Annotated in this window: 18 protein-coding genes; 12 read left to right on the top strand and 6 right to left on the bottom strand. The window is 65.1% G+C overall.

The features are described from left to right. A partial coding sequence (locus VLR48_RS17555; protein ID WP_325293032.1) for a glutamate--tRNA ligase occupies positions 1-523 on the bottom strand: 523 nt, incomplete at its 3' end. 143 nt (positions 524-666) lie between these two features. On the opposite strand from VLR48_RS17555, the gene VLR48_RS17550 reads away from it, so the two are divergent. From VLR48_RS17550 to VLR48_RS17530, 5 genes are all read left to right on the top strand, one after another. After that, complete coding sequence (locus VLR48_RS17550) at positions 667-1,068, top strand: Mth938-like domain-containing protein (protein WP_325293031.1); 402 nt, start codon at positions 667-669, stop codon at positions 1,066-1,068. Between the two features lie 175 nt (positions 1,069-1,243). After that, a complete protein-coding gene (locus VLR48_RS17545) occupies positions 1,244-1,942 on the top strand; it encodes a hypothetical protein (RefSeq protein ID WP_325293030.1) in 699 nt (232 codons plus the stop codon). A 2-nt stretch (positions 1,943-1,944) separates the two neighbouring features. Continuing rightward, positions 1,945-2,931: an ABC transporter substrate-binding protein gene (locus tag VLR48_RS17540; RefSeq protein ID WP_325293029.1), complete on the top strand. Its 987-nt coding sequence runs from the start codon at positions 1,945-1,947 to the stop codon at positions 2,929-2,931. Beyond that, complete coding sequence (locus tag VLR48_RS17535; RefSeq protein WP_325293028.1) at positions 2,928-3,671, top strand: ABC transporter ATP-binding protein; 744 nt, start codon at positions 2,928-2,930, stop codon at positions 3,669-3,671. The genes VLR48_RS17540 and VLR48_RS17535 overlap by 4 nt, the downstream gene beginning before the upstream one ends. Next, positions 3,665-4,447: an ABC transporter permease gene (locus VLR48_RS17530; RefSeq protein WP_325293027.1), complete on the top strand. Its 783-nt coding sequence runs from the start codon at positions 3,665-3,667 to the stop codon at positions 4,445-4,447. The genes VLR48_RS17535 and VLR48_RS17530 overlap by 7 nt, the downstream gene beginning before the upstream one ends. Positions 4,448-4,525: 78 nt before the next feature. On the opposite strand, the gene VLR48_RS17525 is transcribed toward VLR48_RS17530, so the two are convergent. The 5 genes from VLR48_RS17525 to VLR48_RS17505 form a co-directional block, all read right to left on the bottom strand. Beyond that, the gene (locus VLR48_RS17525) at positions 4,526-5,398 is read right to left on the bottom strand and encodes a GNAT family N-acetyltransferase (RefSeq protein ID WP_325293026.1); all 873 of its coding nucleotides are present in this window, start codon (positions 5,396-5,398) and stop codon (positions 4,526-4,528) included. Between the two features lie 226 nt (positions 5,399-5,624). After that, positions 5,625-6,749, bottom strand: a complete 1,125-nt coding sequence (locus VLR48_RS17520; RefSeq protein WP_325293025.1) for an FIST signal transduction protein — start codon at positions 6,747-6,749, stop codon at positions 5,625-5,627. Between the two features lie 126 nt (positions 6,750-6,875). After that, a complete protein-coding gene (gene parE, locus VLR48_RS17515; RefSeq protein ID WP_325293024.1) occupies positions 6,876-8,762 on the bottom strand; it encodes a DNA topoisomerase IV subunit B in 1,887 nt (628 codons plus the stop codon). A gap of 82 nt (positions 8,763-8,844) precedes the next feature. Next, positions 8,845-9,348, bottom strand: a complete 504-nt coding sequence (locus VLR48_RS17510) for a GNAT family N-acetyltransferase (RefSeq protein WP_325293023.1) — start codon at positions 9,346-9,348, stop codon at positions 8,845-8,847. After that, on the bottom strand, positions 9,345-9,632 hold the full coding sequence (locus VLR48_RS17505; protein WP_325293022.1) for a DUF1778 domain-containing protein: 288 nt from the start codon (positions 9,630-9,632) through the stop codon (positions 9,345-9,347). The genes VLR48_RS17510 and VLR48_RS17505 overlap by 4 nt, the downstream gene beginning before the upstream one ends. A gap of 258 nt (positions 9,633-9,890) precedes the next feature. Here VLR48_RS17505 and VLR48_RS17500 point away from each other — a divergent pair, with 258 nt between their 5' ends. The 7 genes from VLR48_RS17500 to VLR48_RS17470 form a co-directional block, all read left to right on the top strand. Beyond that, positions 9,891-10,157 (top strand): exodeoxyribonuclease VII small subunit, encoded by a 267-nt coding sequence (locus tag VLR48_RS17500; RefSeq protein ID WP_325293021.1) that lies wholly within the window; start codon positions 9,891-9,893, stop codon positions 10,155-10,157. Next, positions 10,150-11,043, top strand: coding sequence for a (2E,6E)-farnesyl diphosphate synthase (gene ispA / locus VLR48_RS17495; protein ID WP_325293020.1), 894 nt, complete (start codon positions 10,150-10,152; stop codon positions 11,041-11,043). The genes VLR48_RS17500 and ispA overlap by 8 nt, the downstream gene beginning before the upstream one ends. 150 nt (positions 11,044-11,193) lie before the next feature. Further along, on the top strand, positions 11,194-12,048 hold the full coding sequence (gene folE2, locus VLR48_RS17490) for a GTP cyclohydrolase FolE2 (protein ID WP_325293019.1): 855 nt from the start codon (positions 11,194-11,196) through the stop codon (positions 12,046-12,048). Beyond that, a complete protein-coding gene (locus tag VLR48_RS17485) occupies positions 12,045-12,752 on the top strand; it encodes an alpha/beta fold hydrolase (RefSeq protein ID WP_325293033.1) in 708 nt (235 codons plus the stop codon). The genes folE2 and VLR48_RS17485 overlap by 4 nt, the downstream gene beginning before the upstream one ends. 127 nt (positions 12,753-12,879) lie before the next feature. Further along, on the top strand, positions 12,880-13,077 hold the full coding sequence (locus VLR48_RS17480) for a hypothetical protein (RefSeq protein ID WP_296701811.1): 198 nt from the start codon (positions 12,880-12,882) through the stop codon (positions 13,075-13,077). A gap of 450 nt (positions 13,078-13,527) precedes the next feature. Next, the gene (locus VLR48_RS17475) at positions 13,528-13,875 is read left to right on the top strand and encodes a hypothetical protein (protein WP_325293018.1); all 348 of its coding nucleotides are present in this window, start codon (positions 13,528-13,530) and stop codon (positions 13,873-13,875) included. Between the two features lie 225 nt (positions 13,876-14,100). Next, a partial coding sequence (locus VLR48_RS17470; protein WP_325293017.1) for a YkgJ family cysteine cluster protein occupies positions 14,101-14,392 on the top strand: 292 nt, incomplete at its 3' end.

Genomic DNA, 14,392 nt, shown 5'->3' with positions numbered 1-14,392 from the left:
CGTCGGTGCGTCGAATCACCAGATCGTCAAGCTCGGCGTTGGCAAAGACGACCCGGCCGCGGATCATGTCGTCCACGACCACCACACCATCGGACGGATTCTTGAAGCGGATGACGTGCGGTGCGTTCGGGTCGACCTCGTGACCACGACAATGGCCGTCGTAACGCGGCTTGAGCCGCTGCGCCATCTGGTCCTCGCGCAGCTTTTCCAGCCGCTCCTTCGAGCAGACGCAGCGATAGGCCAGCCCCTTGGCCAGCAGCTCGTCGATCACCGCGTTGTACCGATCGAAGCGCTGGGTCTGGTAAAAGGGTCCTTCGTCGTAATCCAACCCGAGCCAGGTCATGCCCTCGAGGATGGCGTTCACGGACTCGGCCGTGGAGCGTTCCAGGTCCGTATCCTCGATCCGCAGCACGAACTGCCCGCCGTGCTTGCGCGCGAAGAGATAGCTGAAGAGCGCCGTGCGGGCGCCTCCGACGTGCAGATAACCGGTAGGGGATGGGGCGAATCGGGTACGGACGGTCATGGGCTTCCGGATCGGTTGAGTGGGACGCGTGGCGGCGATTCTAACAGAGCCCCTTCGACCTGCCCGCTTGTTCGCTCGGGTTCTTATCTCGCTGTGTCGGCCTCACCTTGTTCGATCAAGTAACCTTCGGTTATGTTCGCGCCATGAGATTCTCCGAAGCAGACGGCAGCAGCGGCCAACTGATCGACGCCTACGGGAACGACGGCATCCTGATCGGGGGGCGACGCTTTACCCGTGGGTTGATCGTGACGCCGAGCCGGATCGAAGACGGCTGGGGTCCGGCACACCCGGCCGATTTGACGGTCGAGCACCTGGATGCACTGATCGCGATCGAGCCCGAGACCCAGGTCATCGTACTGGGGACCGGCGAGACACAGGTCTTTCCGGACCCCGCACTCTATTTTGCCGTGATCGGGCGCGGTATCGGATTCGAGGTCATGGATACGGGTGCGGCCTGCCGGACCTACAACATCTTGATGTCGGAAGGGCGGCGCGTCGTCGCCGGTCTGATGCCCCTGGCGCTGAATCACGCTGAACCGGACTGAACCGCGTCCGGCGTGGTCAACGCGGCCTCGGCGATGCTTCGCGTTCGGCTTGGTCCGCGAGGCTTGGAGCCGACCCGGTTCAGGTCTTTTATTCGGTTCTTCGGGTCCGAACCTTAACGGCCGCATCGCGGCTCACCGCTCGATCGTCATCGCATCATCCGGAGCGTTTCAACCCATGGATCGACAGATCATTCTCTCCGTCCTCGGGGTCGCTGTCTTGGGCTTCCTGGGCGTTCTACTCCTCATGCCGGCGTCCATCGAGGACGGCCCGGATCGCTTGCCTTGGCGGGTCACGCAGGATGCTTCCGGGCACTCGCAGGTCTTCGGCTTCACCATCGGGGAGACCACGCTGGCGGAGGTGCGCACGCTGTTCGGCGAGGACGGCAAGGTCAATCTCTTCCAAGACCCGACGCAAGCCGAACCCTACGGCGTGGAGGCCTTCTTCGACCAGATCCATCTGCAGCGCCTGCGCGCGGATTTCGTGATCGCGCTCGATGTCGACCAGGCTACCCTCGCTGCCATGTACGAGCGCGGCCTGCGGATCAGCCAGGTCGGCAGCGGCAGCCGCAAGATCAAGCTCGACCCGGCCGATGTCGAGACCCTGTCCACCCGCCCGATCCGATCCATCAGCTACCTTCCGAAGGCCAGACTGGACGACGAGCTGATCGAGCAACGCTTCGGTACACCCGATCTGCGCCTGACCGAGCCCGAGACCGAGATCGTCCATTGGCTCTACCCCGAACGCGGGATGGACATCGGCCGCAGTCCCAACGGGACCGTGGTCATTCAGTACGTCAACCCGGACGACTTCGACCGACTCCTGAGCCCGTTGCAGGATGCCGTTCCCGGCGAGGAGACGCCGTCGGAGACCTAAGCATGTCCAAGCACACCCTTATCCTCGCATTGGCCTTGGCGGGCTTCGCAGTCGCCGGATCGACGACAGCCGCCGACCTCACCAAGATCCGTTTCGTCACCGACTGGAAGGCGCAGGCCCCGCAAGGCGGCTTCTATCAAGCCAAGGCGCGCGGGCTCTATGCCGAGCAAGGACTCGATGTCGAGATCATCCAGGGCGGTCCCTCGGTGAATGTCCCGCTCCTGCTGGGCTCAAACCAGGTCGATTTCGGGATCGGCTCCAATAGCTTCATCCCGCTCAACATCGTCGCGGCCGGGATTCCGGCGACCGCCGTCGCGGCCGTCTTCCAGAAGGACCCACAGGTGCTGATCACGCACCCGCGCGAGGACATCCGATCCATCGCGGACATGAAGGGCAAGCCGATCATGATCTCGGATGCGGGGGTCGGTAGCCATTGGGTCTGGCTGAAGGCGAAGTTCGGATTCACGGATCGGCAGATCCGCAAGTACACCTACAACCTCGCCCCCTTTCTCACCGATCCCCGTGCGATTCAACAGGGCTATGTCACCAGCGAGCCCTACGAGATCGCGAAGGCAAGCGGCATCGAGCCGCAGGTCTTTCTGCTGGCAGACGAGGATTACCCCTCCTATGGCACCCTGATCCTGGCCTCGGACGCGCGCATCCGAAGCGACCCGCAGCAGGTCCGCGCCTTCGTCGCAGCCTCCATTGCCGGCTGGAAGGACTATCTGACCGGCGACCCTACGCCCGGCAACACCCTGATCAAGGCCGACAATCCAGAGATGACCGACGATGTACTCCGCCACGCCATCGCCGAGATGAACCGCCACCGGCTCGCCACCGCGGGCGATGCCGAAACCGCCGGGATCGGCGCCATGACCGAGGCGCGCTGGCAGGCCTTCTTCGCGACCATGTCCGCAGACGGGCTGTATCCGGCGAGTCTGAATTGGCGGCGCGCCTACTCGCTCGACTTCCTCCCGCCGAAACCGTGAGCAGCGGCCTGCGCCTCGATCGACTGGCGAAGACCTTCCCCAACGGTACCGCCGCGCTCGGGGAGCTGAGCGCCGATATCGAGGCCAGCGCCTTCGTCTCCCTGCTCGGACCCTCGGGCTGTGGCAAGAGCACTGTGTTGAGGCTGATCGCCGGTCTGGATGAGCCGACGCGCGGTCGGGTCGACTGGCCGCAGAGCCGCGGATCGCTCGGCTTCATCTTCCAGGAAGCGACCCTCATGGCGTGGGCGAGTGCGGCGAAGAACGTCGCCTTGCCGCTCGAGCTTGCCGGCATGGCCAAGACCGAAGCGCGTGAACGCGCCCGTGTCGCGCTGGAGAAAGTCGGTCTCGCGGGCTTCGCCGACGCCCTGCCCCGCGAGCTCTCGGGCGGGATGCGCATGCGTGTCTCCATCGCACGCGCGCTGGTCGCCGACCCCGATGTCCTCTTGATGGACGAGCCCTTCGCGGCGCTCGATGAATTCACCCGCGGCAAGCTCAACGACGATCTGCTGCGCCTCTGGGCCGAGCGCGGCTTCACCGGGATCTTCGTCACGCACTCGGTCTTCGAGGCCGTCTATCTGTCTCAACGCATCCTGATCCTCAGCGGGCGTCCGGGACGTCTGGTCGCCGACATCGAAAACCCCGCGCCCTACCCGCGTGAGCCCGGCTACCGGACATCCGCCGCCTTCAATGCGACCGCGCGCGACATCCTCGACGCGTTGGAGGATGTCTCGACATGCTGATGCGGGGCCTTCGGATCATCCTGCCGATCGCGCTCTTTCTGGGTTTGATCCGGCTCTGGGAATGGTCCGTCGTCTATTGGGGGATCCCGCCCTTCATCCTGCCCCCGCCGAGCGCCATTCTGGCCGTCTTCGCAACCGACGGGGCCTCGCTTCTCGGCTCGGCCCGGACCACATTGGGGACGACCTTGGCGGCCTTCGCTCTGGCAACGCTCTCGGGCACGGCGCTCGCGGCGCTCTTCGCCTCCAGCCGTATCGCGGAGGCGGCGCTCTCGCCTTATGCCGTGATCCTGCAAGTCACGCCCATCATCGCCATCGCCCCCTTGATCATCGTCTGGGTCGGGCTGGACAACGCCTGGCTCGCCGTGCTGATCCTGGCCTGGATCGCCGCCTTCTTCCCGGTCCTGGCAAGCGCGACCGCAGGTCTCAAGGCGGTCGACCCCAATCTACGCGACCTCTTCCGGCTGTATCGGGCGGACTTTCGCCAGACCTTCATCCGGCTCATGGTTCCATCCTCCCTGCCCTATCTGCTCGCAGGCATCAAGACCGCGGGTGGACTCGCACTGGTCGGTGCCGTGGTCGCCGAGTTCGCCGCGGCCTCCGGCAACACCGACGGACTCGCCTGGCGCATCCTCGAGGCCGGCAATCGGCTGCAGATCGCCAAGATGTTCGCCGCCCTGCTGCTGCTCGCGCTCATGGGCGTCACCCTTTACGCGATCCTGAGCTTCATAGAATGGCTGCTCCTGCATCGCTGGCACGGGGATCGGCGGCGGGCCTGAACTCGCCCGGAAAGCGGTGCGTGAGTCCGCAAACCAGGCGAGCGCAAAACGCGCCCCTGGGATGCGCGCGCATCCCGCTCAGCCCAGCTCGAAGGTCGTCACGCCATAGATCCGATCAATCGGAAGCGTCGGTGCGGCACCGCGGTACATGCGCGCGGTCTCGAACACGGGGCACAGACCATAGCCCTTTGCCAGGTCAAGCGCCGCGGGATTGGGCTCGGGTAGATCCAGGATCACGGGGTCCGTGCCGGCACAGGCGGCGAGGCGTCGGAAGAGCAGATCGGCCCGCGCGGCATCGTCGGCGAAGAGCGGTCCGATCTTCCAACCGGCGCGGCATTGCCTGACCGTGCCGTAACCGGTCACACGGCCCGATCCGCCACCCGTGCCGACCTCGGGCTCGACAAAGGCCCAGCTGCGGCGCGTATCCGCTTGAGTGAGCCAAGCCTCCAGGAACCGATCTCGCGGGGCGGGAAAGTGCCGTCGATCATAGTCGAGCAGCGCAGGAAGCAGGTCCGGATCGACCGGAACGAGGCTCGGGTCATCCGGGGCCGCAAGCGCGACCGTGCCCGAATAGCGGACGTTGCGCCAAGCCAGCTCGAACCCGGAGCGACGATAGTCGTGCTGGCGTTCCGGCACCCCGTCGAGACCGATGACCCGATCGCCGAGATAGGCCATCCCCGCTTGCCACAGCCGTAGGGCGATGCCGCGCCCGCGATAGAGCGGCGCGGCAATATAGAGACCGATAAAGCCGAAGGTTTCGCCATAGCGCACGGCCGAAAGGCTTGCCGCAGGCTCGCCGTCGACGAACGCCATCAGGAAACCCTCGGGGTCGGCCGCTCGGAAACAGGCGGCATCGTCGAGGCCCGGGTTCCACCCCTCGCGCGCAGCCCATTCGATGGCGAGATCGACCTCCGCCGGGGACATGATACGAATGCCGATGTCCGTCTCCATCGTCGCGCTCCCATGTGTTGCGAGGGTCCCGGGGGCACCTAAACTGCGCCCGGTACGGTATGCGTCATGTGTTGGCGTGGATTGGCTGCGCCAGCTCCGAGGAGCGCTGGAGCTGGCGCGGCTTCAGTTTAGAGACATCGAATTTTCAACCGCGTCTCCAACAAGGTCGGAAAAATCCTCAAGCCCGAGACAACATGAAAACGACGCATGTCGCTCTGGACGCGGTTTAGGTGAAGAGGGTCAAGACGCCCGTGTAGCCGTAGAGACGATCCTGCGAGATCTCGCCGTTGGCGTAGAAGCCGACGATGGGCACGTCGCCGAGCGCGGCCTGGATCTGCTTGAGCTCGGCCGAGTCTGGACCGAGGAGGTTGACCCCGCGCCCCAGACAGGAGACGTAGATACCGCCTCGCGGCGGAGCGGACAGGCGAGCTTTGATGCCCTTGAGCATGCGGTCGAGATCCTCGCGGGCGGTGTCCGCATCGCGCCGGCAGAACATCAGCTCGCGTCCGGGCTCCACCAGATCGCCGATCGCGACCAGGCCGTGATTGGGATCGATGCCGACCAGATTACGGACCAAATAGTCGCCCGTATCCGAGCCCTGGATGGGCAAGCCGGCGAAGATGTAGCCGCCGAGACGCGACAGATCGCGGGCCAGGATCTCGCCGATGTCCTGTTTGAGCACATCAAGCGCGGGCTCGCCGTCGAGTCGCATCAGGATGTTGCGCTGGCCCTCGGTGATCACGTGGTGCGGTCCGATCGGCGAGCAGCCCTGGCTGAGTCGGGTCAGGATCCCGACCCGCTCGGAGAAGAGGACGCCGGACAGGCCGCCGCGCGTCACCCCGTCGGCGATGGTCAGGGCGTCCCCGCGGGCGCTGGCGAGCCCGCCGACGAGAAAACCCGCGGTCGTGCGCTGCGCGAGCTGTTGGATCAGGATCTCGGTCAGGCCGTTGGATGGGTCGCCGTGGACCAAGCCCAGGTACGGCGGATTGGTCCGCATCCAGTCGCCGTGACGCAGATCGAAGTCGTCGAGATCTTCGACCAGGCTTGGGAAGACGCGAAAGTCATCGCTCGGAAACTCGCCGAGCATGACCGCGAGCGCGGGCTCTTCGTAGTACTCGGCACCGGTCGCACAGATGCCCATGCCGACGCTGCCGACCCATTGATCGATGCCGGTCGCCGCGCGAAGGTTGCGTAGGATGTCGTCGAGGTCCTCGGCAAGCGCGTCGGTCACATAGAGGAAGCCGAGCGTTGCCTCCTGCGGCACGCTCCCGATCTGTGTCAAACATCGATCGGCGGCCATACGCCAATCGGGGTCCGCGGCATGTCCGAGGCGGAATGGAGTCATCGTCATTCAATCATCCGCAGTGGAGTGTCGAATCGCACCGACACGATGCTAAACCGCGCTCGGTGCGGTATGCGTCATTTGTTGGAGTGTCCTGGCCGCGCCGGCTCCAAAGACTGTCGGAGCCGACGCGGTTTAGACCTCGGCGAGGTCGCCCTTCTCCTGCAACCAGGCCCGGCGGTCGGAAGCGCGCTTTTTGGCCAGCAGCATGTCGAGGAGGTTGTTGCTCTCGTCGTCCGCTTCAACGGTGAGCTGGACCAGGCGCCGGGTGTCCGGATGAATGGTCGTCTCGCGTAGCTGGCCGGGGTTCATCTCGCCGAGGCCTTTGAAACGCTGGACATTGACCTTGCCCTTGATCTTCTCGGCCTCGATGCGATCCAGGATGCCGCGTTTCTCGCTGTCGTCCAAGGCGTAGAAGACCTGCTTGCCGACGTCGATCCGGTAGAGCGGCGGCATGGCGACGAAGACATGCCCCTCGGCGACCAGGCGCCTGAAATGACGCAGAAAGAGCGCACAGAGCAGGGTCGCGATATGGGCACCGTCGGAGTCGGCATCGGCGAGGATGCAGACCTTGCCGAACCGTAACCGCGCGAGATCGTCGCTGCCCGGATCCACGCCGATGGCGACCGCGATGTCGTGCACCTCCTGCGAGCCCAAGACCTCGGCCGGGTCGACCTCCCAGGTATTCAAGATCTTGCCGCGCAGCGGAAGGATCGCCTGGAATTCGCGATCGCGCGCCTGCTTGGCCGAGCCGCCGGCCGAGTCGCCCTCGACCAGAAAGAGCTCGCCGCGCTCCGGATCGGTCGTGGTGCAGTCGGCGAGCTTTCCCGGCAGAGCCGGCCCCTGCGTGATCTTCTTGCGGGTGACGGTGCGACCGGCGCGCAGTCGCGCCTGAGCCGCACCGATGACCAGCTCGGCGATCCGCTCGCCCTCGGCCACATGCTGATTCAGCCAGAGGCTGAAGGCGTCCTTGACTACACCCGAGACGAAGGCCGCGCACTCGCGTGATGAGAGACGCTCCTTGGTCTGCCCGGAGAACTGCGGCTCGATCAGCTTGACCGAGAGGATATAGCTGACGCGACCCCAAACATCCTCCGGCGCCACCTTGACGCCGCGCGGCAGCAGGTTGCGGAACTCGCAGAACTCGCGCACGGCTTCGGTCAAACCGGTACGCAGCCCGTTCACATGGGTGCCGCCCTGCACCGTCGGGATGAGATTCACATAGCTCTCGGCAACCGCCTCGCCGCCCTCGGGCAACCAACCCAGCGCCCAGCTCGCCGCCTCGTTGGTCCCTTCCAGGTCGCCGACGAAGAGCTGCGACGGCAGGGTCTCGGCCCCGTTGAGTGCTTGAAGCAGATAGTCCTTGAGCCCGTCCTGATAGCACCAGACATGCTCATCGCCGCTCGCCTCGTCGCGAAAGCGGACCTCGAGTCCGGGACAGAGCACGGCCTTGGCCTGCAGCAGGTGGGTCAGCAGACGTGTGGCGATCTTGGGCGTGTCGAAATACTTCGGATCCGGCCAAAAACGCAATCGGGTACCCGTATGGCCGCGCCCGACGCTGCCGAGCTGCACGAGATCGCTCGCCTTCTCGCCGCCGGCGAAGGCCATGTGGTGCTCGTGACCGCCGCGTTTGACCCAGACGTCCAGGCGTTGCGAGAGCGCATTCACGACCGAGACGCCCACGCCGTGCAACCCGCCCGAGAAGCGATAGTTGTCGCCGTTGAACTTGCCGCCCGCATGCAGCTTGGTGAGGATCACCTCCACACCGGGCAGACCCTGCTCGGGGTGGATATCCACCGGCATACCGCGCCCGTCGTCGCTCACCTCGAGCGAGCCGTCGGCGAAGAGCACCACCTCGATGCGGCGGGCGTGCCCGGCGAGCGCCTCGTCGACGCTGTTGTCGATGACTTCCTGAGCCAGGTGGTTGGGACGGGTGGTGTCTGTGTACATCCCGGGGCGCTTGCGCACCGGGTCGAGGCCGCTGAGGACCTCGATGGCTGAGGCATCGTAGTGGCCGGTCATGGGGCTGTGGGTCGATCCTGTCGGAGAAACGCTGATGGTAGGCTCGAAACGAGGAGATGAAGAGCGCTGTCGATCGCGGAGTCTATTGCGCCGGTAGACCCAGCGGCAAGAACAGACGCTCGGGCCTGTCCGGCAGCGCGTGAAATCCGAAGCGTTCGTAGAACCGCTTCGCCCGATCGGTTTTCGCATCGACGACCAGGGCATGGATCCCGATCGTCGCGCCGGCGCTCATTGCACGCTTGACCGCGTCGGCCAGGAGCAAGCGGCCGATTCCCTGACCTTGGGCATCGCGCGAGACCGCCAACCGCCCGACGAGTGCAGCCGGCACCGGTTGCTTGGGCAGGTGACGGGCCAGTGCGTGCGGAAGCGCACCGATATCGACGGACAGGGCACTGAGGGTATAGAAGCCGAGGATCGTCCGAGCATCCGACCCGGTGCAGACGAAGACGCGGGCGATACGCCTGCGGATATCCTGACCCGCACGCAGTTTGAGGTACCGATCGAGAATCTCCTCGCCGCATGAAAAAACCGCTCGTTCGTGCCCCGGACCCAGCGGCTCGATGACGAGGGATTTCGGGGTCGTCATCGCGAGTCGACGCGACGACCATGCTCCTCCAGCGCAGCCGAAAGCTCGGCGCTCATGGCGGGCGGGTCCGCGAGTCGATCGAAGAAGACCTCCGCATCGCGGCGACTCAAGACCATCGTCTCATGCTCCGAGATGACTTGCTCCGCGCGCATGAGCGCCGTCCCGAGCACGTAGCGACTGAGGGTCTGCCCTTCGAGCAGGGCCGCACGTTCGAGTCGTTGTTTCGACGCGGCATCGAGCCGAAGGTTGATCCGCTCGGTCTTGGAGACGCTGGCTGTCGGCATGCCCGGACCTCGGTGTGTATTGGTGATTTTGTACGTCATTATGGTGCCGTTTTCGCCTTCTGTCGAGGCGCGCCCGGGCGGCGCCATCGGATCCGTGGCGAACGTGCACGCCTGCGGTTTGACCCGTCCAAAGAGCTGGGGTAACTTAGCTCGACCTCCGAAAGACCTTAAACCGCGTCCGGCCAGAACCCGTTGGATTCAACCGAGCGGCGTTATCCAACGAAGCATCGGTATCCGTTCAGGACGCGGTTCAAGCGCATGAAAAAGCCAGTCGCTCCGCCCCCGCCTTCCTTCGAGCAATCGCTCGCCGAGCTGGAATCGATCGTCGATGCCCTCGAGAAGGGCGAGATGAGTCTCGAAGAGTCACTGACCGCTTTCGAGCGCGGTATCGGCCTGACCCGTGCCTGTCAACAGGCGCTGGATGTGGCCGAGCAGCGCGTGCGCATCCTCACCGACACTCGACCCGATGCCGGACCCAGGTCCGAATCCGGTGCCGATCTAGAGCCCTTCGAATCCAATGACTGACGCCACTCTGGACGACTTCCGCGCACGCTGTTGCGCCCGTGTCGAAACCACGCTCGACGCGCTTCTGCCCCCTGCAAGCGTGCAGCCGGTCCGGCTGCACGAGGCCATGCGCTACACGGTCCTCGGCGGCGGCAAACGCATCCGTCCGCTCCTGGCCTATGCCGCCGGCGAGGCACTCGGTGTAGATACCGCCCTGCTCGACCGCCCCGCCTGTGCAGTGGAACTGATCCATGCCTATTCCCTGATCCACGACGACCTCCCGGCGATGGACGACGACGATCTGCGGCGCGGGCGCCCGACCTGTCATCGCGCCTTCGACGAGGCGACCGCGATCCTGGCCGGCGATGCGCTCCAGACCCTCGCCTTCCATGCGTTGGCCGAGTCGCCCGGACTGAATGCCGAGAAGCGCATCGCGATGGTCGCCAGCCTCGCTCGTGCCAGCGGGGCACGCGGCATGGTCGGCGGTCAGGCGCTCGATCTCGCCGCCGAGGGCAGCGTCCTGGACGTCGCCATGCTCGAGCATATCCATATCCACAAGACAGGCGCCTTGATCCGAGCGGCCGTGCAGATGGGCATCCTCGCACACGACGCACCCGACCCGGACCATGCCGAGCGTCTCGATCGCTATGCCAAATGTATCGGCCTCGCCTTTCAGATTCAGGACGATGTGCTCGACGTGGAAGGCGACACCGATCTGATCGGCAAGACGGCCGGTCGCGATCAGATCTTGGAGAAGGCGACCTACCCGGCACTCGTCGGGCTGCCCGAAGCCAAGGAGATGGCCGCCGCCTTGATCGCCGATGCGCTCGAGAGCATCGCGGTTTTCTCCTCCGGAGCCGAGCCCCTGCGTTGGATCGCAGGCGCACTGATCGGTCGCAAGCACTAAAGGCGTGCATCCTCCGCTCAGACGTGGCTCCGGGCCAAACGTCGCTACCGAAGATCGACACGGGCAATCCGTACCGGTTTGTCTTGTCGCCCTCAGCCCCCAAATTCCGCGTTTGACACCAAAAGACGATCCATCGAGAGAAGTCACATCATGGAGCACGTGCTCGAGCCCAATTGCTGTGCCGCACCCGCCAGCGCCGACATCGCCGACGTCCAGGGGAGCGCCGACTCGCGGCGGATCGCCATCGACAAGGTGGGCATCAAAGACATCCGCCATCCCGTGCGGGTGAGCGATCGCAGCGGCGCCGAGCAGCATACGGTCGCCAACTTCAACATGTACGTGTACCTTCCGCACGACTTCAAAGGGACCCACATGTCCCGGTTCGTGCAGATCCTGAACAACCACGAGCGCGAGATCGGCGTGGCCTCCTTCAAGGAGATGCTCACCGAGATGTCGCAGCGCCTGGAGTCCGAGGCGGGACACATCGAGATGCGCTTCCCCTTCTTCGTGAACAAGAAGGCGCCCGTCACCGGAGTGGAGAGCCTGCTCGACTACGAGGTCACCTTCATCGGCGAAATCCGTCACGGTCGGCCCACCCTGGAGATCAAGGTCGTCGTGCCCGTCACCAGCCTCTGCCCCTGCTCGAAGAAGATTTCGGCCTACGGTGCGCACAATCAGCGCTCCCATGTGACGGTGCAGGTGCGCTCGCAGGGTCACATCTGGATCGAGGAGCTCATCGAGATGGTCGAGGCGGAGGCGTCCTCGGAGCTGTTCGGGCTGCTGAAGCGACCGGACGAGAAGTACGTGACCGAACATGCCTATGACAACCCCAAGTTCGTCGAAGACCTGGTGCGTGACGTCGCGACGCGCCTTAACGAGGACGACCGCGTGACCGCTTACGTCGTCGAGGCCGAAAACTTCGAGTCCATTCACAACCATTCGGCCTACGCCCTGATCGAGCGCGACAAGGACCACGAGGCCCGCATCGCGGAGACCACGCTCTGATCCTGCTGCTGCACGGGTTCACCGGCAGCGGCGAGGACTGGTGGGCCTGTTGCCCGCACCTGAAGGAAGGTGCGCTCGCCGTCGACCTGCCCGGACATGGCGCCGAGTCGGCGCCTGTTCGGCCCTTCCAAGACAGCATCGGCGACATCCTAGGTGCGCTCCCCGTCGGCATCGACGAGGTCGTCGGCTACTCCTTGGGCGGCCGTTTCGCACTCGGCTTGATGGCGCTCGACCCGCAACGCTTTCGCCGGGCAACCATCATCTCCGCCCATCCGGGTCTCGAAGACGCATCGCAGCGCGCCGACCGACTCGCGGGTGACCGGGCGTGGGTCCGACGGCTCCTCGACGACGGAATCGACGCCTTCGTCGACGCTTGGGAGTCACAACCCTTGTTCGCGACCCAGGCCGGCTTGCCGAGCGCTGTGCTGGAGCGGCAGCGTCGGCGGCGCTTAAGCCAACGCCCGACGGGGCTCGCGGCATCTCTCGAGCAGCACGGACTCGCGCGCATGCCGAGCCTTTGGGAGCCTCTAGCCGCCTTTCCGGGAGAGCTGACCTGGATCGTCGGAGCAGCCGATACGCGCTTTCTCGGAATCGCCCGGGAGGTCGTGCGCCGGCGTCCCGCCACGCGACTGCATGTCCTGCCCGGAGTCGGCCATAATCCCCTGCTCGAGTGCCCCGAGATCTTGAACGAGCTTTTGGTCTAGAATCGCGGCTCCGACGTCCTCCCGCGGATGCGCCCCGGAAAACCGATCACCCGGGGAACGCTGCACGCGAGGCGATATCGCCGAAGACCCCGTCGAACCGACCCTACCCAAGCCGGAGGAGGCATCCATGCAACAGACACCGTCCGAGCCGCAACCGGCAGCACCCCTGTCCGGACAAACGCCCGGGACCGACCACGTCCGATCCGAGGACAACAATCTAACCGTCATCTTGGGCGAGTGGGGCTTCAAGGTCTTGTTCGCTTTCCTGGGTGCCGCAGCAACCCTGCTCAGCCTGCTTGCACCGCGTCGGCGAGAGCGCTCCTGAGCGACCTACTCATGGCTATCGCCGGCGGCGCATGGTGCCTCTCTATGTTTCAAGCGCGTTGAAGAATCCGTCGAAGCGCGCGATGAGACCCGGCTTCCAAAACCCGTCGTCGACACGGATTTTCCGCTCGACAAACGCAATGTGATTCCGGCACCCTTTGATCATCACAAACACCTGCTATGATTCAGCGGCGATGTCGTGCCGAAGACCGCGGACCCGGCCCGGCGAGACGCACGACACGGCAGGACCCGATCGACAGAGCACTCGGAAGTGCGGGATGCTTCACCGAGCGCACCTTTCGAAACTCGGCGGCCGACGGCGACCGCCGATGCGAGGTAAGACGAGTCACTTCAGTCCGGAGAGTCCAGCATGCTGCCAAGGAAGTCGATCGACCCCGAGGTAATCGATCTGGATTGTCCGATTCGTGCGACCAGCAAGGAGAAGAAGCAAGTGAAAACGAAGCAAATCCTGTTCAGTTCCGCTGCGGCACTCGCCATCATGCTCTCCGGCACTGTTGCTGCCGAGCAGCCTGCAACCCCGTTCGTTTCGGGCGACGAGCCGATGAACGTCGGACAAGAGGCTCAGATCAAGGCCCCGACCCCGGATGCGAAGGCGCAGGAGAAGACGAGCGAGATGCTCCAGAAGCAGGGCGAGGAGCTGTCCGGAGACTACCCGACCGATCAAGGCGCCGAGGGACAGGTCAAGGATCCGACCCCGAACCCTGCAGCGCAGGCCGCCACGAAAGAGGCGCTCGAGAAGGAAGACGCTTCCGGTGCCATCAGCGGCAAGTACAAGTAGTCCGCTGCTTGATCCCGGCTGCGGTCGCGCACGCGATCCGAGCCGCCGGGATCACCCAGGGGAACCCCGGGCAACTCGGGCGTTCCCCACACGCATTCCCTTCCTTGATCGCCGCGCCGCCTCCTTCTCTGCGATCAAGGCTGTGTCGCACTCGTCTGCTGCGCCGCAAACACCCCGCAATGCCTTCGACAGCACGACTCCGCAGCGACCATCGGGGACACGCGCATGACCCGAAGGCGTCGCGCCTGTGCCGTCGAGGTCGGCTCGGCGTTCGTAGGGGGCGACCTGAACCCGACGCGTGCTGCCCCGGTCACCTGCGAGACCTGCGCCGCCAGCTGCTGTCGTTTGGAGGTTTGGTGCCTCACCGACACCGGCGTCCCCGGCCATCTCACCGTGACCGACCCCTTCGGCCGTACCCTGATGGACCGGCTCGACGACGGCTGGTGCGCGGCATTGGACCGCGACACCTTGCTGTGCCGAATCTACGCGCAACGTCCCTTGGTGTGTCGCGAGCTGG

This window comes from Thiocapsa sp. (assembly GCF_035467215.1).
GTDB lineage: Bacteria > Pseudomonadota > Gammaproteobacteria > Chromatiales > Chromatiaceae > Thiocapsa.
This window is presented reverse-complemented; position numbering and strand designations above follow the sequence as displayed.

What these genes read in the sequence shown, in the direction of transcription:
- VLR48_RS17545 (WP_325293030.1), top strand. Translation starts at nt 1,244, where the DNA reads ATGGATCGACAGATCATTCTCTCCGTCCTCGGGGTCGCTGTCTTGGGC.
- VLR48_RS17520 (WP_325293025.1), bottom strand. Translation starts at nt 6,749, where the DNA reads ATGACGATGACTCCATTCCGCCTCGGACATGCCGCGGACCCCGATTGG.
- ispA (WP_325293020.1), top strand. Translation starts at nt 10,150, where the DNA reads ATGACTGACGCCACTCTGGACGACTTCCGCGCACGCTGTTGCGCCCGT.
- VLR48_RS17500 (WP_325293021.1), top strand. Translation starts at nt 9,891, where the DNA reads ATGAAAAAGCCAGTCGCTCCGCCCCCGCCTTCCTTCGAGCAATCGCTC.
- VLR48_RS17505 (WP_325293022.1), bottom strand. Translation starts at nt 9,632, where the DNA reads ATGCCGACAGCCAGCGTCTCCAAGACCGAGCGGATCAACCTTCGGCTC.
- folE2 (WP_325293019.1), top strand. Translation starts at nt 11,194, where the DNA reads ATGGAGCACGTGCTCGAGCCCAATTGCTGTGCCGCACCCGCCAGCGCC.
- VLR48_RS17480 (WP_296701811.1), top strand. Translation starts at nt 12,880, where the DNA reads ATGCAACAGACACCGTCCGAGCCGCAACCGGCAGCACCCCTGTCCGGA.
- parE (WP_325293024.1), bottom strand. Translation starts at nt 8,762, where the DNA reads ATGACCGGCCACTACGATGCCTCAGCCATCGAGGTCCTCAGCGGCCTC.
- VLR48_RS17510 (WP_325293023.1), bottom strand. Translation starts at nt 9,348, where the DNA reads ATGACGACCCCGAAATCCCTCGTCATCGAGCCGCTGGGTCCGGGGCAC.
- VLR48_RS17530 (WP_325293027.1), top strand. Translation starts at nt 3,665, where the DNA reads ATGCTGATGCGGGGCCTTCGGATCATCCTGCCGATCGCGCTCTTTCTG.
- VLR48_RS17540 (WP_325293029.1), top strand. Translation starts at nt 1,945, where the DNA reads ATGTCCAAGCACACCCTTATCCTCGCATTGGCCTTGGCGGGCTTCGCA.
- VLR48_RS17550 (WP_325293031.1), top strand. Translation starts at nt 667, where the DNA reads ATGAGATTCTCCGAAGCAGACGGCAGCAGCGGCCAACTGATCGACGCC.
- VLR48_RS17525 (WP_325293026.1), bottom strand. Translation starts at nt 5,398, where the DNA reads ATGGAGACGGACATCGGCATTCGTATCATGTCCCCGGCGGAGGTCGAT.